This window comes from Enterobacter sp. 6722112 (assembly GCF_058661685.1).
Map to the genome: position 1 here is coordinate 1,068,136 of NZ_JBZWGR010000007.1, position 23,815 is coordinate 1,091,950.

Genomic DNA, 23,815 nt, shown 5'->3' on the forward strand with positions numbered 1-23,815 from the left:
TTCACAATATGAATGATAGTTGAATTTATTTATTATGCTTGCAGAGATTCGTAAAGTGTTTCGCAAGTTTCCCTTGTTTATCGAAAACAAGCAGTTGGATGATTATCACGCACGTTACACGATACCCGGTGATGGTACTATTAAGGTTCTAATTAATATGGGACGCTAATATATGGGCGACTCGAAAATATAGAATATGCGGTTTATTGTAAAGCGTAAATGCGGCAATTAAGCAGTGGCTGGTCAAATAACCGAACCACTGCCGGAAGTGTGTTAAGCAGCAATATATTCGTAGTCAGGATTGTTAAGCAGCGCTAAAAACTTCTTCAGAAGCACGGGGCGGATATTCTCAGGGGTGGCGGTATCGACCCACTGGCGCATTTGCGTCATTTCCATACCGGCATACCCGCATGGGTTGATCCGCTGGAAAGGGGTCAGATCCATATTGATATTCAGCGCCAGCCCGTGGAACGAGCAGCCTTTACGGATACGCAGCCCCAGCGAACAGATCTTCATCTCTCCAACATAGACGCCCGGGGCATCGGCGCGAGGGTGAGCATCGATACCGTACTCAGCGAGCGTGTTCACCACGGTTTGTTCCAGTAAGGTCACGAGCTCACGCACGCCCAGCTTTCTGCGTTTCAGGTTAAGCAGGACATACATTACCTGCTGGCCCGGGCCGTGGTAGGTTACCTGTCCACCGCGATCGCTCTGGATCACCGGGATATCACCCGTCATCAATAAATGTTCGGCTTTTCCTGCCTGGCCTTGAGTAAACACCGGCAGGTGTTCAACCAGCCAGATTTCATCAGGGGTAGTGTCATCGCGCATATCGGTAAAGTCATGCATAGCCTGAGAGACTGGCTCGTAAGGCTGTAGCCCAAGATGGCGGACAAGAATTTTATCCTGGTACAAAAGGACGTCTCCGAAGACAAGGGAGAATAGGTAACGGGGAGTATATCACAGCGGGGGAGTGGGTTACCCGGCAAACCGGGTAACCGCTGAGGGACTACAGCACCATACGAACAATTTCGATATTGCCGAGCTCTTCGTACAGCGTCTCAACCTGCTCAATGTGTGTCGCAGTGATGGTGATTGAGACCGAGTGGTAGTTACCTTTGCTGCTCGGTTTGACTGATGGAGAGTAGTCGCCCGGCGCATGGCGCTGTACCACTTCAACCACCTGATCAACCAGCTCAGGTTTCGCCAGACCCATTACTTTGTAAGTAAAAGGGGTAGGGAATTCAAGCAGTTCGTTAAGTTTGGTTTTCATGTCAGCTCCGGCGTGTGTGTAAAAAATAATAACTCCCGCCACGGGGCGGGAGTTTTACTGATACGTAGTATATGGGGATCAAAATCACACTTTCAAGTGTTCAATTTTTAACCAAACCAGTGATGGAACATCAGCTTAATGTAATCAATGATTTTGCCGAAGAAATTGCCTTCAGGAATTTCCTCCAGCACCACCAGCGGGCGCTGATCGATGGTTTTGCCATCCAGCTGGAAGTTGATAGTACCCACGACCTGATTCTTTTGCAGCGGGGCGTGCAGCTCGGTGGTATTCAGCACGTAGCTGGCTTTCAGATCTTTCATACGACCGCGTGGGATCGTCAGATAGAGATCTTTGTCCACGCCCAGGGAAGCGCGGTCGTTATCGCCAAACCAGACAGGTTCAGAGGCAAATTCTTTACCGGCTTTCAGCGGGTTCACGGTTTCGAAGAAGCGGAAGCCCCAGGTCAGCAGCTTTTTGCTTTCCGTTTCGCGGCCTTTAAACGTACGCCCCCCCATCACGGCAGAGATCAGACGCATCTGGCCTTCAGTGGCGGAGGCCACCAGGTTATAGCCGGCTTTATCGGTGTGGCCAGTTTTGATGCCGTCGACGTTCAGGCTGTTGTCCCACAGCAGGCCGTTACGGTTGGTCTGACGAATGCCGTTGAAGGTGAACTCTTTCTCTTTGTAGATAGAGTACTCGTTTGGCACATCGCGGATCAGCGCCTGACCGATCAGCGCCATGTCACGCGCGGAACTGTACTGACCTTCGGCGTCCAGGCCGTGAACGGTCTGGAAGTGGCTGTTTTTCAGGCCCAGGGCGGAGACGTAGCTGTTCATCAGGCCCACGAACGCGTCCTGGCTGCCCGCTGCAAAATCGGCCATGGCCACGCAGGCGTCGTTACCGGACTGCAAGTTGATGCCACGGATAAGCTGAGAGACCGGAACCTGCATGCCTGGCTTCAGGAACATCAGCGATGAACCTTTGAACACCGGGTTGCCGGTTGCCCACGCATCGTTACCGATGGTCACCAGGTCGGTTTCTTTGAATTTGCCTGCTTTCATGGCCTGGCCGATAACATAGCTGGTCATCATTTTGGTCAGGCTGGCCGGATCGCGGCGGGCATCGGCGTTCTGTTCTGCCAGAACTTTGCCGGAGTTGTAATCAATCAGGATGTAGGATTCCGCGTCGATCTGCGGAACGCCAGGGATCATGGTCTTGATGTTCAGGTCGTCCGCGTGAGCTGCGGAGAACGCAGCAGCGCAAAGGGCCGTGGTCAGCGCCATGCGCTGCACAAAACGAGCAGAAAAAGTGGTCTTCATGGTCAGAACTACGACATCCGTGATGGAATTAAAAAAAGTGCCTTACTATAGCAAATGCTATACGGGCAGGCATCCGACTTTCATCATGAGAGTGTTAACGTGCTTTACACAAACTGACATTTCGGATACCACCGAATAATTATTTTGCAACAGCGATAAACGACTGGAGCTGCGCCTCGCTCTGCAAACGCTGTTGCAGGGACGCTGCCTGCGATTTGCTGGCAAATGGACCCATCTGGATACGCCATACCGCACCGTTTTGCTCAACGCGGCCTGGCACGCCAAACTGCTTGCTTAAACGCTGCTGATATTGCTCTGCACGGGTCCGATCGCTGACGGCGCCAACCTGAACCACGTAGCTGCCGCTCGCCGTCGCAGGCGCCGCCGTCTGCGTAGCAGCAGGCGCGGTCACCGGGGCGGGTTGTGTAGCGGGTGCAGCAGCGACGGGCGCTGGGGCAGGTTCATTTGATTCAATCACGCCCGGCGCTAACGTGGTGGGTGCGCCAAGGAAACCACTGCTTTTCACCGGGGCGCCTGTCGCGTCTTCACTTTGCAGCGTATCGTTGCTGATAGCGCGCACTTCACCCTGCGGCTGTGCGGGCTCTGCCGGCGTTGAAGCGCCCCCCATACCACCGCTCAGATCCGGGCGAGCGGGCAGGGCATAGGTCTGTTTCGCGACCGTGGTACAGGCCGTGCCCGGGCCAGACAGTGAACCATCCTGCGCCACGATAATCGGGTCGATACGCACTCTAGTATTGTTTGAGGTGTTCAGACGGTCGGCCGCCGCACGGGACAGGGAGATCACGCGATCGGTGCCGTAAGGACCGCGATCGTTGATACGCACCACGATCATTCGGCCATTCGCCAGGTTAGTGATGCGTGCATAGCTCGGGACAGGCAACGTCGGGTGTGCCGCCGTGATCTGCATCGGATCGAAGGTTTCACCCGACGCGGTCAGATTGCTGCCGGGCTCAGCGTCATAGATGGCAGCAAAGCCAGCCTGGCTGAAACGGGAAGGATCCTGAACGATTTTATAGCTTTTACCGTCGCGCTGATAATCCTGATTCACGCTGGCGTTCAGCGGTTCATAAACGGGATCGGCACCGCTAATCTCAACAATCGGGCCATTACAGACCGCAGGCTGCGGCGGCGCGACGGTTGCCTGTTGCTGACCATCATCACTTGTACAGGCGGCAAGTAAACTTGCTGCGATGCAGATCCCCAGCCACTGCTTACGCATTGCGATCCCCTTATTTTTATACGCTTTTGGACAACATTTTCCTGTGGGTATGGATCGACATGACGATACCAAACCCGGCCATCAACACGATCAGTGCCGAGCCCCCGTAACTCACCAGCGGCAGCGGTACGCCAACAACCGGCAGAATACCACTCACCATACCAATATTTACGAAGACATAAACGAACAAAATCAACATTAATCCGCCTGCCATCACGCGACCAAAGGTGGTTTGCGCGCGCGCGGCGATCCACAAACCTCGCATGATCAGCAGCACGTAGAGTGCAAGCAGCACCAGGATGCCAACCAGCCCTAACTCCTCAGCCAGAACGGCAAAGATAAAGTCGGTGTGGCGTTCCGGTAAAAATTCGAGCTGCGACTGCGTACCGTGCAGCCAGCCTTTACCGCGCAGGCCGCCGGAGCCAATCGCAATCTTCGACTGAATAATATGATAGCCTGCGCCCAGCGGATCGGTCTCGGGATCGAGCAGCATCATAACGCGCTGACGCTGGTAATCATGCATCAGGAAGAACCAGAGGATAGGGATAAACGCGGCAACCAGCACCACGGCGATACCGATCAGACGCCAGCTCAGGCCGGACAGGAAAAGGACGAACAGGCCGGAGAGGGCGATAAGAATAGAAGTACCGAGGTCCGGCTGTGCGGCCACGAGCAGCGTCGGCAGGAAAATCAGCACCAGCGCAATGGCGGTATTTTTCAACGACGGCGGGCAGACGTCGCGGTTAATAAAGCGCGCCACCATCAGCGGGACGGCGATTTTGGCGATTTCCGACGGCTGGAAGCGAACAATCCCCAGATCCAGCCAGCGCTGTGCCCCCTTCGAGATGGCGCCGAAAGCATCTACTGCCACCAACAAAATGATACAGAAAATATAGAGATAGGGCGCCCAGCCCTCGTACACGCGCGGCGGTATTTGCGCCATCACCACCATAATGACCAGACCCATGGCGATCTGGCCGATTTTACGCTCCATCATGCCGATATCCTGGCCGCTGGCGCTCCAGATAACGAGGGCGCTATAGACCAGCAGAGCCAGCAGGATCAGCAGCATGGCAGGGTCGATGTGGATCTTGTCCCACAGCGATTTTTTATTCGGATTATCCGTCATGATTATTGGTCCTCCGCCGCAGCGGCTGCCGGGTTTTCAGCTGGCAGTTCGGTGTTGTTGTCACCCAGCATGATGTGGTCGAGGATTTGACGCATGATGGTACCCACCGCCGGGCCTGCGCCGCCGTTCTCCAGAATCATCGCCACCGCAACCTGCGGGTTATCATAAGGGGCAAACGCCGTCATGAGCTTGTGGTCACGCAGACGTTCGGCAATTTTATGTGCGTTATAGGTTTCATTCGCTTTCAGACCGAAGACCTGAGCCGTACCTGATTTCGCGGCTACCTTATACGGTGCGCCAGCGAAATATTTGTGCGCCGTCCCGTTAGGGCGGTTGGCTACACCGTACATGCCGTCTTTCGCGATTTCCCAGTAGCCGGAATGAATGTCACCCACCGGCGGCTCGTGCGGCTGTATCCACGGCACTTTTTTGCCGTCTTCAACGGTGCTTTGCAGCAGGTGCGGCACTTTCACGACGCCATCGTTGATGAGGATCATCATCGCCTTGTTCATTTGCAGCGGCGTTGCCGTCCAGTAGCCCTGGCCGATCCCCACCGGAATGGTGTCACCCTGATACCAGGGTTTTTTAAAGCGCTTCAGCTTCCATTCGCGGGTTGGCATGTTGCCGGAACGCTCTTCCGCCAAATCTATACCGGTGTAATGCCCGTAGCCGAACTTGCTCATCCATTCAGACAGACGGTCAATACCCATGTCGTAGGCGACCTGATAGAAGAAGGTGTCCGCCGACTCCTCCAGTGATTTGGTCACGTTCAGATGGCCGTGGCCCCATTTTTTCCAGTCGCGGTAGCGTTTCTCAGAGCCAGGCAACTGCCACCAGCCGGGGTCAAACAGACTGGTATTACGGGTAATGACGCCCGCGCTCAGCGCAGACACGGCGACATACGGTTTAACCGTTGAAGCTGGAGGATAAACCCCCTGCGTCGCGCGGTTCACCAGCGGCGTGTTTGGATCGTTGAGCAGGCCGGAGTAATCCTTGCTGGAGATGCCATCCACGAAGAGGTTCGGATCGTAGCTTGGCATGGAAACCATCGCCAGAATGCCGCCGGTACGCGGGTCGGTCACGATAACCGCCGCACGGCTACCCGCCAGCAGCGTCTCGATATACTGCTGTAGCTTCAGGTCGAGCGTCAGATAGACGTCATGTCCCGCCTGCGGGGGAACCTCTTTCAGCTGACGGATCACGCGGCCACGGTTGTTAACTTCAACCTCTTCATACCCGGTCTGACCGTGCAGCACATCTTCGTAATAACGTTCGATCCCCAGCTTGCCAATATCATGGGTTGCGGCGTAGTTAGCCAGCTTGCCGTCTTTATCAAGGCGTTCGACGTCTTTATCGTTGATTTTGGAGACGTAACCAATGACGTGCGTCAGCGCGGAGCCGTAAGGATAGTAGCGGCGTTTATAGCCTTTCACTTCCACACCGGGGAAACGGTACTGGTTAACGGCAAAACGGGCGACCTGCACTTCCGTCAGGTTGGTTTTTACCGGAATGGAGGTGAAGCGGTGAGAACGTGCGCGCTCTTTTTTGAACGCAGCGATATCGTCATCAGTCAGGTCGACAACGCTTCTCAGCGCGTTCAGGGTATCCTGCACGTTATCCACTTTCTCGGGCATCATCTCTATCTGGTAGATGGTGCGATTAAGCGCCAGCGGCGTGCCGTTACGATCGTAGATAATGCCGCGGCTGGGCGCGATGGGCACCAGCTTGATACGGTTTTCGTTTGAGCGGGTCTGGTAATCGGTATAGCGGACAATTTGCAGATTATAGAGGTTGGCGATCAGCACGCCGGTAAGCAGCAAAATCCCCGTAAAGGCGACCAGCGCCCGGCGCACAAACAGCGCGGACTCAGCCGTATAGTCGCGAAAAGAATTCTGTAGTTTCATCCGCTGCTTAAATTACCCTGGTCAGTCATTACTCGCGGTGATAAGGGTGGTTGGTAGTGATGCTCCATGCGCGATACAAACTTTCTGCCACGAGAACCCGCACAAGCGGGTGGGGCAGCGTCAGCGCCGAGAGTGACCAACTTTGTTCTGCTGCCGCTTTGCAGGCGGGAGATAACCCCTCTGGTCCGCCAATCAACAGACTGACGTCCCGACCATCCTGCTTCCAGCGCTCCAGTTCGTGCGCCAGCTGCGGCGTATCCCAGGGTTTGCCCGGGATATCGAGGGTCACGATGCGGTTTTTGCCTGCGGCAGCCAGCATCAGCTCTCCCTCTTTATCGAGAATACGTTTGATATCTGCGTTCTTGCCGCGCTTTCCTGCTGGGATCTCCACCAGTTCGAACGGCATATCTTTTGGGAAACGACGCAGATACTCAGTAAAACCGGTTTGTACCCAGTCCGGCATTTTGGTGCCGACGGCGACCAGTTGCAACTTCACGCATTAACCCCAGAGTTTTTCCAGCTCATACAGGCGACGGCTCTCTTCCTGCATGACATGGACAATCACATCGCCGAGATCGACAACCACCCAGTCAGCGGTCGCTTCACCTTCAACGCCCAGCGGAAGCAGCCCTGCCGCGCGCGATTCCTGAACAACATGGTCAGCAATCGAAACAACGTGACGAGTTGAGGTCCCGGTGCAGATGATCATGCAGTCGGTGATGCTGGATTTACCCTTAACGTCGATAGCGATGATGTCCTGACCTTTCAGGTCATCAATTTTGTCGATAACAAAATCCTGGAGTGCTTTACCCTGCAAGTTTTCCCCCTGGGTGAATGAGATTGTACAACTATGAATTCGTGGTCAGTCAGTATACCTGAACTGACGCCAGTCGCGGGACAAATGTCACCGCCCGGCTTTTGAAGGCGGGTATCATCCCACCCTCCGCCTGAGATTGCATCGCCATTTTTGTAAAACAATTTCTGTAAAGCAGCGATCGGCGGGAAAGTCTGGCAGCGGAGGATATCAGTATGGCTTAGCCTGTCAAGGCAGGATAATCATTAACGGACAATTTCGCCGGCGATGCTCAGGCATCTGTACTTTTCTGATACAGACCGTGCGCATGGATATAGGCCAGCACGGGCGAGGGGAGGAGATCGTCACAGTCTAAACCCTGCTGGAGACGCTCGCGGATGAGGGTTGCGGAAATATCAAACCACGGCGTTTCAGCGAGATAAATTTTCCCGGCGGGGAGACTGTGCAGGTCTTCTATATTGTCCGTCAGATGCGCGTCAAGCCACTGCTGATGCTGTGCGTCGCGCATGGTCAGCGGGTAGCCCGGACGGCGGCAGACCAGCAGATGACTGTTTTCCAGAATGGTTTCGTACTGGTACCAGCTGGGAAAGTTGAGCAAGGAATCCTGGCCGATGATAAACGCCAGCGGTTTCATGGGCCCTTGCTCAGCGCGCCACTCCCGCAGCGTTTGCGATGTCCAGGAAGGGGTATCCCTGCGCAGTTCACGCTCATCCAGCGTGAAGAGAGGCTTATCGGCGATAGCCAGCGCGAGCATCGCTTTACGCTGCTCGCTGGTTGCTTCTGGCTGAGGACGGTGCGGCGGAACATTGTTGGGCATGATGATTACCCGCTGCAACCCAATCAAATTCGCGAGGATTTCTACCGGCTTAAGATGCCCATAGTGTACCGGGTCGAAGGTCCCGCCATACATTGCCTGTAAAGAATGCATATCACCCATCGATAAATACGTCTGCCAGCGCCTTATGGCAGAGCAGCAAAGAGAGGCTCTCCAGCTCCGCCCAGACAGACTGGCCGTAATCCTGTTTTAACGTCAGTTCGGCGCGCATCAGAAGTTGTACTGCCTGACGCAACTGCTCCTGGCTCAGGCGGTTTATCGCCTCCGTGGTCATCGCCCGACGGTTTTGCCAGACGCGATGTTTGTCGAATAAGGCGCGCAGGGGCGTGTGTGCTGACTGGCGTTTAAGGTTGTTCAGCAGCAGTAATTCGCGCTGGAGCGTACGGAGCAGGATGACCGGCTCACTCCCTTCCAGGCGCAGCTGTTGCAGGATGTGCAGAGCACGCTTACTTTTCGCCGACAGCAGCGCATCAACCCAGTGGAAGGGGGTAAAGTGCGCGGCATCATTCACCGCCTGTTCCACGCGCGGCAGCGTCAGCTTACCATCGGGCCACAGCAGGGCGAGCCTGTCCAGCGCCTGCGCCAGTGCCAGAAGGTTGCCTTCGTAGCAGTAGCACAGGAGCTGACTGGCGGCCTCATCCAGCTGCAAATTGTGCTGCTTTGCTCGCGCGGCAACCCATTTTGGCAGATGCGCCTGCTCTGGCGTCTGGCAGGTGACCAGCACCGCACTGGGGGCTAGCCGGGTAAACCAGGCCGCGTTTTCCTGCGCTTTTGTGAGTTTGTTGCCGCGTACGATAAGCAGCAGATCGCCGTGTAACAAACTCACCAGCATAGCCAGCTGTTCATTGATGGCAGCGTTAGGACCATTCTCCGGCAGCAGGATCTGGATTGTCTGACGAGAGGCAAACAGGCTCATGGCCTGACAAAGCGAGAAGATAGCGTTCCAGTCGGTACTGTTATCGATCTGGAACGTATGATGCTCATCGAAACCCTGTGCGGCTGCCGCATGGCGAACCGCATCAAGGCTTTCCTGAAGTAACAGGGGGTCATTGCCGAGTAGCAGATAGGCCGCGCGCAGCCCTTCGTTGAGCTGCGCGCGGAGTTGTTCAGGATACAACCTGATCATCAGTTACCCAGAGACGTTGGCATATCCGGCGTGCGGGCATCCGGTGTTTCGATGACGTCAGCGCCTTTTTTCGTCGACGCGGCAATGGTAGGCAGCTTACGGATCAGCTGCTCCGCAGCCTTATCGTACATCTCTTTGATGATAATCTGCTCTTCGGCGTCTTTCGCCAGCGCCGTCTGCGGGTTATCGAAGAACGAACGGTAGACTTTGGTACTGATAGGGTAAATATCTTTACCCGGTATCAGAACAGCCGCGCTAACGGTCAGCACCATCTGATATTCCGCCGTCCGCCCATCCTGGAAAATTGACGCAGTGTCTTTTGCCAGCGTTGATTTCAGGACGCGAAGCGAAGGAACATCCTGACGCAGGGTTCCCTTCTCGATCAGCTCAACATCGTTCAAACGCAGCTGGTTACGAATGGCCCGGCTCAGCGGTCCGTTCGGATCGGATGAGTCGAAGATCATTGTTTTCATCTGAGCAGGCACTGCCGTGGTGTTGCGCAGGTGCCAGCCGCAGCCAGCGGTGACCAGCACCGCCAGAGATAAGAGTATTGTTGCCAGTTGTCGCACGTTTCCTCCCGCGCTTAGCCAACGACCAGATTCAGCAGTTTACCAGGTACGTAGATCACTTTACGTACGGTAACGCCCTCAAGGTATTTCGCGACCAGATGCTCCTGGCCTGCGCGCTCGCGAACCTGTTCTTCGGTTGCGTCGACCGCGACGGTAATTTTACCGCGCACTTTACCGTTAACCTGCACCACCACCAGCGTGGTGTTTTCCACCATAGCGGATTCATCCGCCACTGGCCACGGCGCGTTGTCGATATCGCCTTCGCCTTTCAGCTCCTGCCACAGGGTGAAGCTAACGTGCGGCGTGAACGGGTTAAGCATGCGAACGACCGCCAGCAGCGCTTCACGCATTAAGGCGCGATCCTGCTCGCCGTCCTGCGGGGCTTTCGCCAGCTTGTTCATCAGTTCCATAATAGCCGCAATTGCGGTATTGAAGGTCTGACGACGACCAATATCATCGGTGACTTTCGCAATGGTTTTATGAACATCACGACGCAGCGCCTGCTGATCTTCGCTCAGTGCAGCCACGTTCAGCGCTGGCGCATCACCCTGAGAGGTGTGCTCGTACACCAGTTTCCAGACGCGTTTCAGGAAGCGGTTTGCCCCTTCAACGCCGGATTCCTGCCATTCCAGCGTCATATCTGCCGGGGAGGCGAACATCATGAACAGACGCACGGTGTCAGCGCCGTAACGCTCAACCATTACCTGCGGGTCGATACCGTTATTTTTCGACTTGGACATCTTGCTCATGCCGGTATACACCAGTTCATGACCTTCGGCGTCTTTCGCCTTCACGATACGGCCTTTCTCGTCGCGCTCCACAATCGCATCAACCGGAGAAACCCAGTTACGCTCGCCGTTCGCGCCAACGTAGTAGAACGCATCTGCCAGCACCATACCCTGACACAGCAGCTGTTTTGCCGGCTCGTCGGAGTTGACGAGGCCTGCGTCACGCATCAGTTTGTGGAAGAAGCGGAAGTAGAGCAGGTGCATGATGGCGTGTTCAATGCCACCGATGTAGATGTCTACCGGCAGCCAGTAGTTTGCTGCATCGGAATCCAGCATGCCTTCTTTGTACTGCGGGCAGGTGTAGCGCGCATAGTACCAGGAGGATTCCATAAAGGTGTCGAAGGTGTCGGTTTCACGCAGCGCTGGCTGACCGTTGACGGTGGTTTTCGCCCACTCAGGATCGGCTTTGATCGGGCTGGTGATGCCGTCCATGACCACGTCTTCCGGCAGGATCACCGGCAGCTGATCTTCCGGTGTTGGCATCACGGTGCCATCTTCCCGAGTCACCATTGGGATTGGCGCACCCCAGTAACGCTGACGGGAAACGCCCCAGTCGCGCAGACGGTAGTTCACTTTACGCTCGCCCACGCCCAGGGAGGCCAGCTTGTCGGCGATGGCGTTGAAGCCTTCTTCGAAGCTCAGGCCGCTGAACTCACCGGAGTTAAACAGGGTGCCTTTTTCAGTCAGCGCTTGCTCAGAGAGATCGGGCTCAGAGCCGTCAGCAGCAAGAATAACAGGCTTGATGGTCAGGCCGTATTTGGTGGCAAATTCGTAGTCGCGCTGGTCGTGACCCGGCACGGCCATCACTGCGCCTGTGCCGTATTCCATCAGTACGAAGTTGGCGGCCCAGACAGGGATCGCTTCGCCCGTCAGCGGGTGAATGGCTTTAAAGCCGGTATCAACGCCTTTTTTCTCCATCGTCGCCATGTCGGCTTCGGCCACTTTAGTATTGCGGCATTCGTCGATGAAGGTCGCCAGTTCCGGATTGTTTTCTGCCGCTTTCTGCGCCAGCGGGTGACCTGCGGCCACGGCCAGGTAGGTCGCGCCCATGAAGGTGTCCGGACGGGTGGTATAGACGGTCAGGGTCTGGTCGTAGTTCTCAACGTTGAAGGTAATTTCCACACCTTCGGAACGGCCGATCCAGTTGCGCTGCATGGTCTTAACGGTATCTGGCCAGTGGTCCAGATTATCCAGATCGTTCAGCAGTTCGTCAGCGTAGGCGGTGATTTTGATAAACCACTGCGGAATCTCTTTACGCTCTACTTTGGTGTCGCAGCGCCAGCAGCAGCCGTCGATAACCTGCTCGTTCGCGAGAACGGTCTGGTCATTCGGGCACCAGTTAACGGCAGAGGTCTTCTTGTACACCAGGCCTTTTTTATACAGCTCGGTGAAGAATTTCTGCTCCCAGCGGTAGTATTCCGGGGTACAGGTTGCCAGCTCGCGGCTCCAGTCATAGCCAAAGCCCAGCATTTTCAGCTGGTTTTTCATGTACGCAATGTTGTCGTACGTCCACGGAGCCGGTGCCGTGTTGTTTTTCACCGCCGCGCCTTCAGCAGGCAGGCCGAACGCATCCCAGCCGATTGGCTGAAGAACGTTTTTGCCCAGCATACGCTGGTAGCGCGCAATCACGTCACCGATGGTGTAGTTACGCACGTGGCCCATGTGTAGTCGACCAGAAGGATAGGGAAGCATCGACAGGCAGTAATACTTCTCTTTGCTCTCGTCTTCGGTTACTTCAAAGGTGCGCTTCTCGTCCCAGTGTTGCTGGACTTTTGATTCTATCTCTTCCGGGCGGTATTGCTCTTGCATGGCAGCCAGTGGTCCTGTGTTCAATACAGCTACAAATGTAGCCAATGGATGTGGTAATTCAGATCCGCATAGCATAGCCCAAACGCCCGCGTCAAAACAGCCTTTCACGCAAATGCACTTTGCAGGAATTTACCGGGTCTGTGCTTCACCTGACAAAGCGGCGGCGAAATAAGGTCTATTATTAGAGACAGTTACTTACCCGGGAGGCAAAATGATGAACAAGGTTGCTCAATTTTACCGTGAACTGGTAGCGACTCTGACGGAACGGCTGCGTAACGGCGAGCGTGATATCGACGCGCTGGTCGAACAGGCACGCGCACGCGTGACGCAAACGGGTGAGTTAACGCGAACCGAAGTGGAAGAGGTGACGCGCGCCGTGCGCCGTGACCTGGAGGAGTTTGCGCGAAGCTATGAAGAGAGCCAGGACGAGATCGCCGACAGCGTTTTTATGCGGGTCATCAAAGAGAGCCTGTGGCAGGAGCTGGCGGATATTACCGATAAAACTCAGCTGGAATGGCGTGAGGTGTTTCAGGATTTAAACCACCACGGTGTCTATCACAGCGGCGAAGTAGTGGGGTTGGGGAACCTGGTGTGTGAGAAGTGCCACCATCATATCGCCGTTTATACGCCGGAGGTGTTGTCGCTGTGTCCGAAGTGCGGGCACGACCAGTTCCAGCGTCGGCCATTTGAGCCGTAGGTAAAAGCAAAACTGTTTGCACCCTCTCCCTGTGGGAGAGGGGCGGGGTGAGGGCATCAGGCCGCAGAATAATAAGCCAGCCGCTCCGCCAGTAAATCCACAAACGCTTCCCGATCGATATCCACCATTACCGTGGTATTCGGCTTGTTTCCCGTCAATGAGTAATAGTCCACCACCGTCATTCCCTGGGTATATTTCCCCTGTGTTTCCACACCAACCCAACGCTCGACCGTGGTAAACATTTCCGGCTTCAGCAGCCAGGCGATGGTGCATGGGTCATGCAGCGGGGCGCCGTGGAAGCCCCACTTCTCGGCTTTGTGATACTCCATAAAGAAGTCGAGCAGCTCGGCCACGGTCGTTGCAACCGGGTTGCCCACGGCGCGGAAGCGTTCAATATCGTCTGTCATAATCTGTGCCCGATGCGTCACGTCCAGCCCCGCCATCACAATCGGCAGGCCCGACTGGAAGACGATTTCCGCGGCTTCCGGGTCAACGAAGATGTTGAACTCTGCTGCTGGCGTCCAGTTCCCCAGCCCCATTGCCCCGCCCATGATGACGATACGGGCGATGTTGCTGTGCAGTTCAGGATGGCTGTTCAGCAGCAGCGCTACGTTGGTCTGCGGGCCGGTCGCCACCAACGTCACGGGCTCTGCGCTCTCACGCAGCACCTTCGCCATGAGCTCGACGGCAGTGCAGTTTTGCGGTGTGAAATTCGGCTCCGGTAGCGCCGGGCCATCCAGCCCACTTTCACCGTGAACATTATCCGCAATGATCAGCTCGCGCATCAGTGGCTTAACGGCGCCACCTGCGACCGGAATATCGGTGCGTTTCAGCAGCGTCAACATGCGCAACACGTTTCGCAAGGTTTTATCCGGCGTCTGGTTCCCGGCGGAGGAGGTGACAGCTTTTACGTCCAGTTCAGGGGAAGCAAGAGCAAGGACGAGTGCGATCGCGTCATCATGACCCGGATCGCAGTCGAGAATAATTGGCTGTGCCATAGCGTTCTCCATTCTCAGCATTATTTGTGACAAGGTTAACGCTGCGATGTGACGCCGAATAGAAAAAGAGATCTAAAGCGTGAAGCAGTGCGCAATCCGCAGATTGCGCACTAAAAAGATTAATGCAGGATTTTGGCGAGGAAGTCTTTTGCACGTTCAGATTTAGGATTTGCGAAGAACTCTTCTTTTGGTGAGTCTTCAACAATTTTCCCTTCATCCATGAAGATCACGCGGTTGGCCACTTTACGGGCGAAGCCCATTTCGTGCGTCACCACCATCATGGTCATCCCTTCGTGCGCCAGCTCCACCATGACGTCCAGCACTTCGTTGATCATCTCAGGGTCGAGCGCGGACGTCGGCTCATCAAACAGCATTGCCACCGGATCCATGCACAGCGCACGCGCGATTGCCACACGCTGCTGTTGGCCGCCCGAAAGCTGGGCCGGGAACTTATTCGCATGCGCAGACAGCCCGACGCGTTCCAGCAGCTTCAGCCCCTTTTCGCGCGCCGCTTTTTTGTCGCGCTTCAGCACTTTGACCTGCGCCAGCGTCAGGTTCTCAATGATGGACAGGTGAGGGAACAGCTCAAAATGCTGGAACACCATCCCTACGTGGGAGCGAAGCTGGGCAAGGTTGGTTTTGCGGTCATTTACTTTGGTGCCGTTAACGACAATCTCGCCCTGCTGGACAGGTTCCAGCCCATTAACGGTTTTGATAAGCGTGGACTTACCGGAACCGGACGGGCCGCATACCACTACCACATCGCCTTTTTTTACTTCTGTTGAGCAGTCGGTCAGCACCTGAAAGTGCCCATACCATTTAGAAACATTTTTCAGGGAAATCATTATACCGTCCTTTTCTTCAGCCAGCTGACCAACAGCGATGCGCTTAAACTAATCACAAAATAGACCCCGCCCGCGAAGAGGATCATCTCAACCTGCGTTCCGTCACGTTCGCCAATGGTGGAGGCGGTACGGAAGAAGTCTGCCAGACTCAGCACGTAGACCAGGGAGGTATCCTGGAACAGGACGATGCCCTGCGTCAGCAGCAGCGGAACCATGGCGCGAAACGCCTGCGGCAGAATAATGAGCTTCATGGACTGCCAGTGCGTCATACCGAGCGCCAGCGCAGCGCTGGACTGCCCGCGAGAGATACTCTGAATACCTGCGCGGATGATCTCTGAGTAGTAGGCGGCTTCAAACATGGAAAACGCCACCATGGCAGAGATCAGGCGGATATCGGTCTTTGGCGACAGTCCCAGTACGTTCTGTAAAAAGCCGGGAACAATCAGATAAAACCACAGCAGCACCATGACCAGTGGAATGGAGCGGAATACGTTAACGTAAGCCGTGGCAAACCAGGCGAGCGGCTTAAAGCTCGACAGGCGCATCACTGCCAGCAGGGTGCCCCAGACGATACCGACGATAATGGCGATAACGGTGATCTTTAAGGTGATTGCCAGTCCATCCAGCAGATAGGGCATGGAGGGAACAATGGAACTCCAGTCAAAATCGTACATTTATTTGCCCCCCAGATTGCCCGGCAGGCGTACTTTGCGTTCAACCAGGTTCATCACCAGCATGATGAAAGCGTTAATCAGAACATAGGCGAGCGTGATCGCCGTGAAGGATTCCCAGGCGTGAGCGGAGTAATCCAGCAGTTTGCCCGCCTGTGCCGCCATATCCACCAGACCGATGGTTGAGGCGATAGCCGAGTTTTTTACCAGGTTCATCATCTCGGACGTCATCGGCGGAACGATGACGCGGTAAGCGTTAGGCAGCAGTACGTAACGGTAGGCCTGGGGCAGAGTCAGGCCCATTGCCAGTGCCGCATTCTTTTGCCCGCGCGGCAGTGACTGTATGGCGGCACGTACCTGCTCGCAGACGCGCGCAGCGGTGAACAGCCCCAGACACAGCATAGAGGAGACAAAAAATTGTACGTTAGGATCCAGCTCGGCCTTAAACCACATGCCGAGATCTTCCGGCAGCAGTTCCGGGATCACCAGATACCAGGTAAAGAACTGCACGATCAGCGGAACGTTACGGAACAGTTCCACATAGAGCGTGCCAATCGAAGAGAGAAAACGGTTAGGGACGGTACGCAGAATACCGAACAGCGAACCGACAAGAAACGCGATAATCCACGCCGTTATCGATAACGCAACGGTAACCTGAAAGCCGCTCCACAGCCAGCCGAGATAGGTGGTGTTGCCGAACGGGGCTTGTTGCAGAAAGATGCCCCAGTTCCAGTCAATTGACATAGTAAACTCCAGAAAAAAAAGGGTAGCAGCGCTACCCTCGAAGATTGGTGAGAAGCTCAATTTTTGCGCTGAGTGGGGAACGACCACTCAACGTATGTCTGTCCATGCTTCCCGACAATCGAGAGGGCAGGAGATCCCGCCCCTGTCGTTCTAATTAGTTAAGAGCTTTGTCGTTTGGTGATTTGAACAGCGCTTTCATGTCGTCAGACAGTTCAAAGTTCATGTTCAGGTTTTTTGGTGGAATTGGGTTCTTGAACCATTTGTCGAACCATTTTGCCGCTTCGCCGGAGGTTTGCGCCTGAGCGATGGTGTCATCGATCAGTTTCTTGAAGTCCTCGTCACCTTTACGCAGCATACAGCCGTAGGCTTCTTTCGACTGGGCGGTACCGACGATTTCCCAGTTGTCTGGTTTCTTCGCTTTCGCGCGTTCGCCCGCCAGCAGGGCGTCATCCATCATAAACGCGACAGCACGGCCGCTTTCCAGGGTACGGAAGGAGTCGCCATGGTCTTTCGCGCTGATGATGCGCATGTCCATTTTCTTCTCGTCGTTCAGCTTGTGCAGCAGCACTTCGGACGTGGTACCGGAGGTCACGACAACCGCTTTGCCTTTCAGGTCAGCAAAATCTTTGATGTCGCCGCCTTTCTTCGTCAGCAGGCGGGTGCCCACAACGAAGATGGTGTCCGAGAAAGCGGCCTGTTTCTGACGCTCAAGGTTGTTGGTGGTTGAGCCACATTCAAAATCAAATGTGCCGTTTTGCAGCAGAGGAATACGGTTTTGTGAAGTGATGGGGATCAGCTTCACTTGCAGGTCAGGTTTGTTCAGCTTTTTCTTCACGGCTTCAACGATGGCGTTGGAGTAATCCTGTGAATAGCCCACGACTTTTTGCGTGTTGTCGTAGTAAGAGAACGGGACAGAAGATTCACGGTGGCCGACCACGATCACGCCGTTTTTGGCAATCTTGTCGAGAGTGCTTCCTGCTGCCGGAGCGTCTTCAGCGTGGACAACCCCCGCAGACATTCCCATAACCAGCATTGCTGTGGCCAGTTTACGTAATTGCATACCCAACTCCTTTCTTATCAGCGCCAGTGACGCATAGATACCCATTGTGATGTTGTTATATCTCGCGCAATGCGAGTGCAGTGTTATGCAAGCTTGTTAACATTTAGTCTGGCTTAATGTAAAGATTTTGCTGCGTTATTGTTTATTTTTGCGAAGCGCGCCGCACCATTCAGAGGCAATAATCCCTCGTTGCACCGTTTCGGTGCTACCGATGATCTACGCTGGTGCGACAAAGTTGCACGTTAAGCCAGACAGCGTTGATATGAATAAACAAAGCAACAGGCGTGCCAGAATTGAAGTTTGGGAGGAAATTGTCGGGTGGGGGCGGCGGAGAGTAGGCCGGGTAAGGCGTAGCCGCCACCCGGCAACAGAAGGTAAGGTTATTTACGACGCTGACGCAGGCTCATCAGTACTGCGCCAAAGCCGAAGAGCAAGGTCAAAATCCACAGCGGCCAGTTCCCGGTGCGCGCGTAAGGCGTAAGCCCGGTAGTTGGCGTGACGTTAGTAGTCAGCACCTCACGGGTAAATTGCGGGATCATGGCCTGGATTTCACCCTGCGGACCAATCACGGCGGTAATGCCGTTATTGGTGCTGCGCAGCAACGGACGCGCCAGCTCCAGAGAACGCATTCGCGCCATCTGGAAGTGCTGCCACGGGCCAATCGATTTACCGAACCACGCATCGTTTGAGATGGTCAGCAGATAGTCGGTGTCCGGGCGGAAATTATCGCGCACCTGCTCGCCGAGGATAATCTCGTAGCAAATGGCGGCCGTCAGGGCAAAACCGTGCGCATGCAGCTGCGGCTGAACGTAAGGGCCCCGGCTGAATGAGGACATCGGCAAATCAAAGAACGGTGCCAGTGGGCGCAGAATAGACTCCAGCGGAACAAATTCGCCAAACGGTACAAGGTGGTTTTTGTTGTAGCGATTGGTGGAGGTATAGCTGTATTCGCTGTCCTTACCGAGCGTAATGATCGTGTTGTACGTGTCATAGCGGTTCTGCTGATTGAGACGCGCATCCACAATTCCGGTGATCAGCGTACTGCCGCGCGCGCGCAGCAGATCATCCATCATCTTCAGGAAGGGCTGCTGATTGATCTCCAGGTCCGGGATCGCAGACTCAGGCCAGATGATGAGCTGCGATTTGCCCATCACCTTTTCAGTGGCGTTGGCGTAGATTTTCAGCGTGTTCAGCAGCTGATTCTCATCCCATTTCAGGGACTGTGGGATATCGCCCTGGACCAGAGAAACCTGCGTGGCGCGCGCGGGCTCCAGCGTAAACCACTGGATATAACGCAGCGGGAAGGGCAGGGCAAACAGGATCAACGCGGCAACCAGCGGCTTCCAGTTACGTGTCACCAGAGCCAGCACCAGCAGGCCGCTGACCGCCATGAGCAGGAAGTTGATCGCCTCCACGCCCATGACCGGGGCCAGGCCTTTCAGCGGGCCGTCTACCTGGCTATAGCCGAACTGCAACCACGGGAAGCCGGTCAGTACCCAGCCGCGCAGAAATTCGGTGATTTGCCAGACAACGGGTGCCGCTATCGCCACGCGCAGCCAGGTCGTTTTTGGCCACAGGCGAGACAGGATGCCCGCGAACAGGCCGGTGTAGAGTGAGAGATAGGCGGCGAGCAGCACAACCAGGAAGACGTTAACCGGCCCCGGCATTCCGCCAAATTGCGCGATACTGACGTAGACCCAGTTGATACCAGAGCCGAACAGCCCCAGCCCCCAGAAGTAGCCAATGGCCGCGGCCTGTACCGGACGACGGTTCAGGGTAAGACCCTGTAGCCCCATCAGGGAGAGAATAGCGGCCGGCCAGATATCGTAAGGAGAAAAAGCCAGCGTACCGCTGGCTCCGAGTAACAGCGCCAGCAGCAAACGGACGCGCTGGCGTTCAAAGAGTGGGGCAAATGCCATTTACATTAATCTTCCAGTTTTGGCACCGGTGAGTCGTCCGGCATTCTGACGTGAACCTGAATAATACGTCGGCTGTCAGCCATTGCGACCTTGAACTGGTAACCATCGATGTCAACGGTTTCACCGCGGGCCGGAAGATGGCCGAAGGCCTGCATCACCAGACCACCAATGGTGTCCACTTCTTCATCGCTGAAGCTGGTGCCAAAGGTATCGTTGAAGTCTTCAATGGAGGCCAGCGCGCGCACGGTCCAGGTGTGGCGGCTCAGCTGACGGAAGTCGATATCCTCTTCTTCGTCATACTCATCTTCGATTTCGCCCACGATCAGCTCAAGGATGTCTTCGATTGTGACCAGACCGGAAACGCCACCAAATTCATCAATAACAATCGCCATGTGATAGCGCTGGGAGCGAAACTCCTTCAGCATCCGATCCACACGTTTACTTTCCGGCACAACCACGGCCGGGCGTAACACCTTTTCCATACTGAAGGCTTCGGCATCGCTGCGCATAAACGGCAGCAGATCTTTCGCCATCAAAATCCCTTCAATGTGATCTTTGTCTTCGCTGATGACCGGGAAACGTGAGTGAGCCGATTCGATAATCACATCGAGGCACTCGTCCAGCGTCTGGTTGCGTTTCAGGGTAATCATCTGCGAGCGGGGGATCATGATGTCGCGGACGCGCTGGTCGGCGATGTCCATCACCCCTTCGAGCATTTCGCGCGTATCTTCGTCGATAAGGTCGTTCTGCCCGGAATCACGAATCAGCTCCAGCAGTTCATCACGGTTTTTCGGTTCGCCGTGGAAAAGCTGGTTCAGAATGAGGGAGAAAAATCCCTTTTTAGTGGTTGTCGTGTCGCTACTGTGTGAATTGTCGTCGCTCATGGCGTTTGTTAAGGGTTCTCTTGTTAGTTCAATGTTAACCGCCGCGCTATGTCCCTGCGCGGCGGCATGGTAGTCAGTGACTGACTATTCTTTCTCGGCAATGTACGGATCCTCATAGCCCAGAGCAAGCATTATCTCTGTCTCGAGGGATTCCATCTCTTCCGCTTCGTCATCTTCAATATGGTCGTAACCCAGAAGATGCAGGCTACCGTGCACCACCATGTGTGCCCAGTGCGCTTCCAGCGGCTTTTGCTGCTCTTTGGCTTCCTGCTCAACCACCTGACGGCAGATGATCAGATCGCCCAGCAGCGGCATCTCAATGCCCGGAGGGGCTTCGAACGGGAAAGAGAGCACGTTGGTCGGCTTATCTTTCCCGCGGTAGGTCAGGTTGAGCTCATGGCTTTCTGCTTCATCCACCAGGCGAATCGTGACCTCTGATTCTTCCTGAAACTGGGGGATAACGGCATCCAGCCATTTCTGAAACTGTGCCTCTTCTGGCATGCCGGAATTATCATCACAGGCCAGCTGTAAATCGAGGATCACCTGACTCATTTCTGTTCATGCTCCTGCGCTTCGCGCTTACGTTCTGCGGCCAGTTCGGCCCTGCGCTTCTGATCTGCCTCTTCCCAGGCCTCATAAGCGTTAACGATACGCGCGACGACCGGATGGCGTACCACGTCTTCACTGTGGAAGAAGTTAAAGCTGATTTCCTCTACCTCGGCCAGGACTTCGATGGCGTGACGCAGACCCGATTTGGTGTTACGCGGCAGGTCAATCTGGGTGACGTCACCGGTGATAACCGCTTTCGAGTTAAAGCCAATACGCGTCAGGAACATCTTCATCTGTTCGATGGTGGTGTTCTGGCTCTCATCCAGAATGATGAACGCGTCGTTAAGCGTACGGCCACGCATGTAGGCCAGCGGAGCAACTTCAATCACGTTACGCTCGATGAGCTTTTCAACTTTCTCGAAGCCGAGCATTTCGAACAGCGCGTCATACAGCGGGCGCAGGTAGGGATCTACTTTCTGACTCAAATCGCCCGGCAGGAAGCCCAGTTTTTCACCGGCTTCAACAGCAGGGCGGGTCAGCAGGATACGGCGGATCTCCTGACGCTCGAGCGCATCGACCGCAGCGGCAACGGCCAGATAGGTTTTACCCGTACCCGCCGGGCCTACGCCGAAGGTGATGTCGTGGTCGAGAATGTTGGCGATGTACTGCGCCTGGTTCGGGGTACGAGGCTTAATCACGCCGCGTTTAGTTTTGATGTTGATGGCTTTGCCATAGTCCGGCACGCTTTCCGCGCTCTGCTCAAGCACGCGCGCCTCTTTAATGGCCAGGTGGATCTGTTCAGGTTCAATATCCTGGATCTCACCGCGCATCGGGGCGGTATCAACATACAGGCTGCGGAGAATATCTGCCGCGGCGTTGACGCAGATTGGGCGTCCGGTGAGTTTGAAATGGTTATCGCGACGATTGATTTCGATACCCAGACGTCGCTCCAGTTGTTTGATATTGTCATCAAACGGCCCGCACAGGCTCAGCAGGCGAGCGTTGTCTGCGGGCTCAAGGCTAATTTCACGCGTATCTATGTTCAAACTGTTCCTCTTTAATTGGTTAACTGACCTGTGGCCACACGGCGTAATAAAACGGTCATTACCGAAATTATTCACGCCACAGAATAAAGGCGCAAGCGTTGCGGTAGATATTGGGGGTGATGAGAGGAAATACAAGGCCTGCCGGACAGGCAGGCCAGAAGGATCAAGGCTGGTAAATACCTACGCCAGAGTCGTTGACTTTGCGGGTGCGAGAGATAACGGATTCCGGCGTCTCGGCAATACGCAGACCCATTTCGTCCTCAGTGCGTACCACCTTCCCGCGCAGCGAGTTCGTGAGTACTTCGACAATCTCGACGTCCACAAACTTACCGATCATGTCCGGGGTGCCTTCAAAATTCACCACGCGGTTATTTTCGGTTCGACCAGACAGTTCCATGACGCTCTTACGGGAGGTGCCTTCCACCAGAATACGCTGGACAGTGCCGAGCATACGACGACTCCAGGCGTTGGCCTGCTGGTTGATACGCTCCTGTAGAATATACAGACGCTGCTTTTTCTCTTCTTCCGGCACATCGTCAACCATATCGGCCGCAGGGGTGCCCGGGCGCGCAGAGAAGATAAAGCTGTAGCTGACGTCGAAATTCACCTCGCCGATGAGCTTCATGGTGCGCTCAAAGTCATCAGCGGTTTCGCCAGGGAAGCCGACGATAAAGTCGGAGCTAATCTGGATATCCGGGCGCGCTTCACGCAGCTTGCGGATGGTGGACTTATACTCGAGCACCGTATGTGGACGACCCATCAGGTTCAGCACGCGGTCAGAACCGCACTGGATCGGCAGATGCAGGAAGCTCACCAGCTCTGGCGTATCGCGATAGACGTCAATAATGTCGTCGGTAAATTCCATCGGATGGCTGGTGGTAAAGCGAATGCGGTCGATGCCGTCAATCGCCGCCACCAGACGCAGCAGTTCAGCAAAGCTGCCGATGGTGCCGTCGTAGTTTTCCCCGCGCCAGGCGTTCACGTTCTGACCCAGCAGGTTCACTTCACGAACGCCCTGCGCGGCAAGCTGCGCGATTTCAAACAGAATATCGTCTGCCGGGCGGCTCACTTCTTCACCGCGGGTGTAAGGCACCACGCAGTAAGTACAGTATTTGTTGCAGCCTTCCATGATGGAGACGAAGGCGGTCGGGCCATCAGCGCGCGGCTCAGGCAGACGGTCAAATTTCTCGATCTCCGGGAAGCTCACGTCAACCACCGGGCTACGGCTGCCGCGAACCTGATTAATCATCTCTGGCAGGCGGTGCAGGGTCTGAGGGCCAAAAACGATATCCACATAGGGGGCTCTCTGGCGGATCAGCTTACCTTCCTGCGATGCGACGCAGCCACCCACGCCAATAATCAGGTCCGGATTTTTCCGTTTGAGAAGCTTCCAGCGGCCTAACACATGAAAAACTTTTTCCTGTGCTTTTTCACGAATTGAACAGGTGTTCAGCAGCAGCACATCGGCTTCTTTCGCATTTTCAGTCAGCTGGTATCCGTGGGTGGTATCCAGCAGATCGGCCATCTTCGATGAATCGTATTCGTTCATCTGACAGCCCCAGGTTTTTATATGGAGTTTTTTAGTCATCGACTTGC

The 23,815-nt window shown here is 55.1% G+C and carries 23 protein-coding genes; 1 reads left to right on the forward strand and 22 read right to left on the reverse strand.

Annotated elements, in window-relative coordinates:
* Positions 1 to 273 precede the first annotated feature (273 nt).
* The 12 genes from lipB to leuS all read right to left on the reverse strand — a co-directional run bounded on the left by lipB (position 274) and on the right by leuS (position 12,806).
* On the reverse strand, positions 274 to 915 hold the full coding sequence (gene lipB / locus AC4OVU_RS06605; protein WP_017382471.1) for a lipoyl(octanoyl) transferase LipB: 642 nt from the start codon (positions 913 to 915) through the stop codon (positions 274 to 276).
* A 94-nt stretch (positions 916 to 1,009) separates the two neighbouring features.
* Positions 1,010 to 1,273 carry a DUF493 family protein YbeD gene (ybeD, locus tag AC4OVU_RS06610; protein ID WP_003858718.1) on the reverse strand — a complete coding sequence of 88 codons (264 nt, stop codon included), beginning with the start codon at positions 1,271 to 1,273 and terminating at the stop codon, positions 1,010 to 1,012.
* 107 nt (positions 1,274 to 1,380) lie between these two features.
* Positions 1,381 to 2,592 carry a D-alanyl-D-alanine carboxypeptidase DacA gene (gene dacA / locus AC4OVU_RS06615; protein ID WP_003858714.1) on the reverse strand — a complete coding sequence of 404 codons (1,212 nt, stop codon included), beginning with the start codon at positions 2,590 to 2,592 and terminating at the stop codon, positions 1,381 to 1,383.
* Positions 2,593 to 2,731: 139 nt separating this feature from the next.
* The gene (gene rlpA, locus AC4OVU_RS06620) at positions 2,732 to 3,832 is read right to left on the reverse strand and encodes an endolytic peptidoglycan transglycosylase RlpA (RefSeq protein WP_110292863.1); all 1,101 of its coding nucleotides are present in this window, start codon (positions 3,830 to 3,832) and stop codon (positions 2,732 to 2,734) included.
* A 16-nt stretch (positions 3,833 to 3,848) separates the two neighbouring features.
* Complete coding sequence (gene mrdB, locus AC4OVU_RS06625; RefSeq protein ID WP_015571139.1) at positions 3,849 to 4,961, reverse strand: peptidoglycan glycosyltransferase MrdB; 1,113 nt, start codon at positions 4,959 to 4,961, stop codon at positions 3,849 to 3,851.
* A gap of 2 nt (positions 4,962 to 4,963) precedes the next feature.
* On the reverse strand, positions 4,964 to 6,865 hold the full coding sequence (mrdA, locus tag AC4OVU_RS06630) for a peptidoglycan DD-transpeptidase MrdA (RefSeq protein ID WP_015571138.1): 1,902 nt from the start codon (positions 6,863 to 6,865) through the stop codon (positions 4,964 to 4,966).
* Positions 6,866 to 6,893: 28 nt separating this feature from the next.
* Entirely contained in the window at positions 6,894 to 7,361 is a 468-nt protein-coding gene (gene rlmH / locus AC4OVU_RS06635) for a 23S rRNA (pseudouridine(1915)-N(3))-methyltransferase RlmH (protein ID WP_003858701.1), read from the reverse strand.
* 3 nt (positions 7,362 to 7,364) lie between these two features.
* Positions 7,365 to 7,682, reverse strand: a complete 318-nt coding sequence (gene rsfS / locus AC4OVU_RS06640) for a ribosome silencing factor (protein ID WP_003858696.1) — start codon at positions 7,680 to 7,682, stop codon at positions 7,365 to 7,367.
* Positions 7,683 to 7,950: 268 nt separating this feature from the next.
* The gene (gene nadD, locus AC4OVU_RS06645; RefSeq protein WP_045910648.1) at positions 7,951 to 8,616 is read right to left on the reverse strand and encodes a nicotinate-nucleotide adenylyltransferase; all 666 of its coding nucleotides are present in this window, start codon (positions 8,614 to 8,616) and stop codon (positions 7,951 to 7,953) included.
* On the reverse strand, positions 8,609 to 9,640 hold the full coding sequence (gene holA, locus AC4OVU_RS06650) for a DNA polymerase III subunit delta (protein ID WP_032671314.1): 1,032 nt from the start codon (positions 9,638 to 9,640) through the stop codon (positions 8,609 to 8,611). Before holA ends, nadD begins: the two co-directional genes overlap by 8 nt.
* Positions 9,640 to 10,209: an LPS assembly lipoprotein LptE gene (gene lptE / locus AC4OVU_RS06655; RefSeq protein ID WP_045615085.1), complete on the reverse strand. Its 570-nt coding sequence runs from the start codon at positions 10,207 to 10,209 to the stop codon at positions 9,640 to 9,642. The genes holA and lptE overlap by 1 nt, the downstream gene beginning before the upstream one ends.
* A 14-nt stretch (positions 10,210 to 10,223) precedes the next feature.
* Positions 10,224 to 12,806, reverse strand: coding sequence for a leucine--tRNA ligase (gene leuS, locus AC4OVU_RS06660; RefSeq protein WP_491928647.1), 2,583 nt, complete (start codon positions 12,804 to 12,806; stop codon positions 10,224 to 10,226).
* A gap of 214 nt (positions 12,807 to 13,020) precedes the next feature.
* Here leuS and AC4OVU_RS06665 point away from each other — a divergent pair, with 214 nt between their 5' ends.
* The gene (locus AC4OVU_RS06665) at positions 13,021 to 13,503 is read left to right on the forward strand and encodes a zinc ribbon-containing protein (protein WP_003858689.1); all 483 of its coding nucleotides are present in this window, start codon (positions 13,021 to 13,023) and stop codon (positions 13,501 to 13,503) included.
* 56 nt (positions 13,504 to 13,559) lie between these two features.
* Here the strand turns inward: AC4OVU_RS06665 and rihA are convergent, their stop codons facing one another.
* From rihA to miaB, 10 genes are all read right to left on the reverse strand, one after another.
* Positions 13,560 to 14,501, reverse strand: a complete 942-nt coding sequence (rihA, locus tag AC4OVU_RS06670; protein WP_033486406.1) for a pyrimidine-specific ribonucleoside hydrolase RihA — start codon at positions 14,499 to 14,501, stop codon at positions 13,560 to 13,562.
* A 119-nt stretch (positions 14,502 to 14,620) separates the two neighbouring features.
* Positions 14,621 to 15,346: an amino acid ABC transporter ATP-binding protein gene (locus tag AC4OVU_RS06675; RefSeq protein ID WP_017382465.1), complete on the reverse strand. Its 726-nt coding sequence runs from the start codon at positions 15,344 to 15,346 to the stop codon at positions 14,621 to 14,623.
* The gene (gltK, locus tag AC4OVU_RS06680; protein ID WP_003858686.1) at positions 15,346 to 16,020 is read right to left on the reverse strand and encodes a glutamate/aspartate ABC transporter permease GltK; all 675 of its coding nucleotides are present in this window, start codon (positions 16,018 to 16,020) and stop codon (positions 15,346 to 15,348) included. The genes AC4OVU_RS06675 and gltK overlap by 1 nt, the downstream gene beginning before the upstream one ends.
* Positions 16,021 to 16,761, reverse strand: a complete 741-nt coding sequence (gltJ, locus tag AC4OVU_RS06685) for a glutamate/aspartate ABC transporter permease GltJ (protein ID WP_015571133.1) — start codon at positions 16,759 to 16,761, stop codon at positions 16,021 to 16,023.
* Positions 16,762 to 16,915: 154 nt separating this feature from the next.
* A complete protein-coding gene (locus AC4OVU_RS06690) occupies positions 16,916 to 17,821 on the reverse strand; it encodes an amino acid ABC transporter substrate-binding protein (protein ID WP_003858681.1) in 906 nt (301 codons plus the stop codon).
* 380 nt (positions 17,822 to 18,201) lie between these two features.
* Positions 18,202 to 19,740 carry an apolipoprotein N-acyltransferase gene (gene lnt, locus AC4OVU_RS06695; RefSeq protein ID WP_017382463.1) on the reverse strand — a complete coding sequence of 513 codons (1,539 nt, stop codon included), beginning with the start codon at positions 19,738 to 19,740 and terminating at the stop codon, positions 18,202 to 18,204.
* Between the two features lie 5 nt (positions 19,741 to 19,745).
* Positions 19,746 to 20,624, reverse strand: coding sequence for a CNNM family magnesium/cobalt transport protein CorC (gene corC, locus AC4OVU_RS06700; protein WP_003858679.1), 879 nt, complete (start codon positions 20,622 to 20,624; stop codon positions 19,746 to 19,748).
* Between the two features lie 84 nt (positions 20,625 to 20,708).
* The gene (gene ybeY, locus AC4OVU_RS06705; RefSeq protein WP_017694310.1) at positions 20,709 to 21,176 is read right to left on the reverse strand and encodes an rRNA maturation RNase YbeY; all 468 of its coding nucleotides are present in this window, start codon (positions 21,174 to 21,176) and stop codon (positions 20,709 to 20,711) included.
* Positions 21,173 to 22,219 carry a PhoH family protein gene (locus AC4OVU_RS06710; protein ID WP_003858674.1) on the reverse strand — a complete coding sequence of 349 codons (1,047 nt, stop codon included), beginning with the start codon at positions 22,217 to 22,219 and terminating at the stop codon, positions 21,173 to 21,175. Before AC4OVU_RS06710 ends, ybeY begins: the two co-directional genes overlap by 4 nt.
* Before the next feature lie 163 nt (positions 22,220 to 22,382).
* Entirely contained in the window at positions 22,383 to 23,807 is a 1,425-nt protein-coding gene (miaB, locus tag AC4OVU_RS06715; protein WP_058686150.1) for a tRNA (N6-isopentenyl adenosine(37)-C2)-methylthiotransferase MiaB, read from the reverse strand.
* Positions 23,808 to 23,815: the final 8 nt, after the last annotated feature.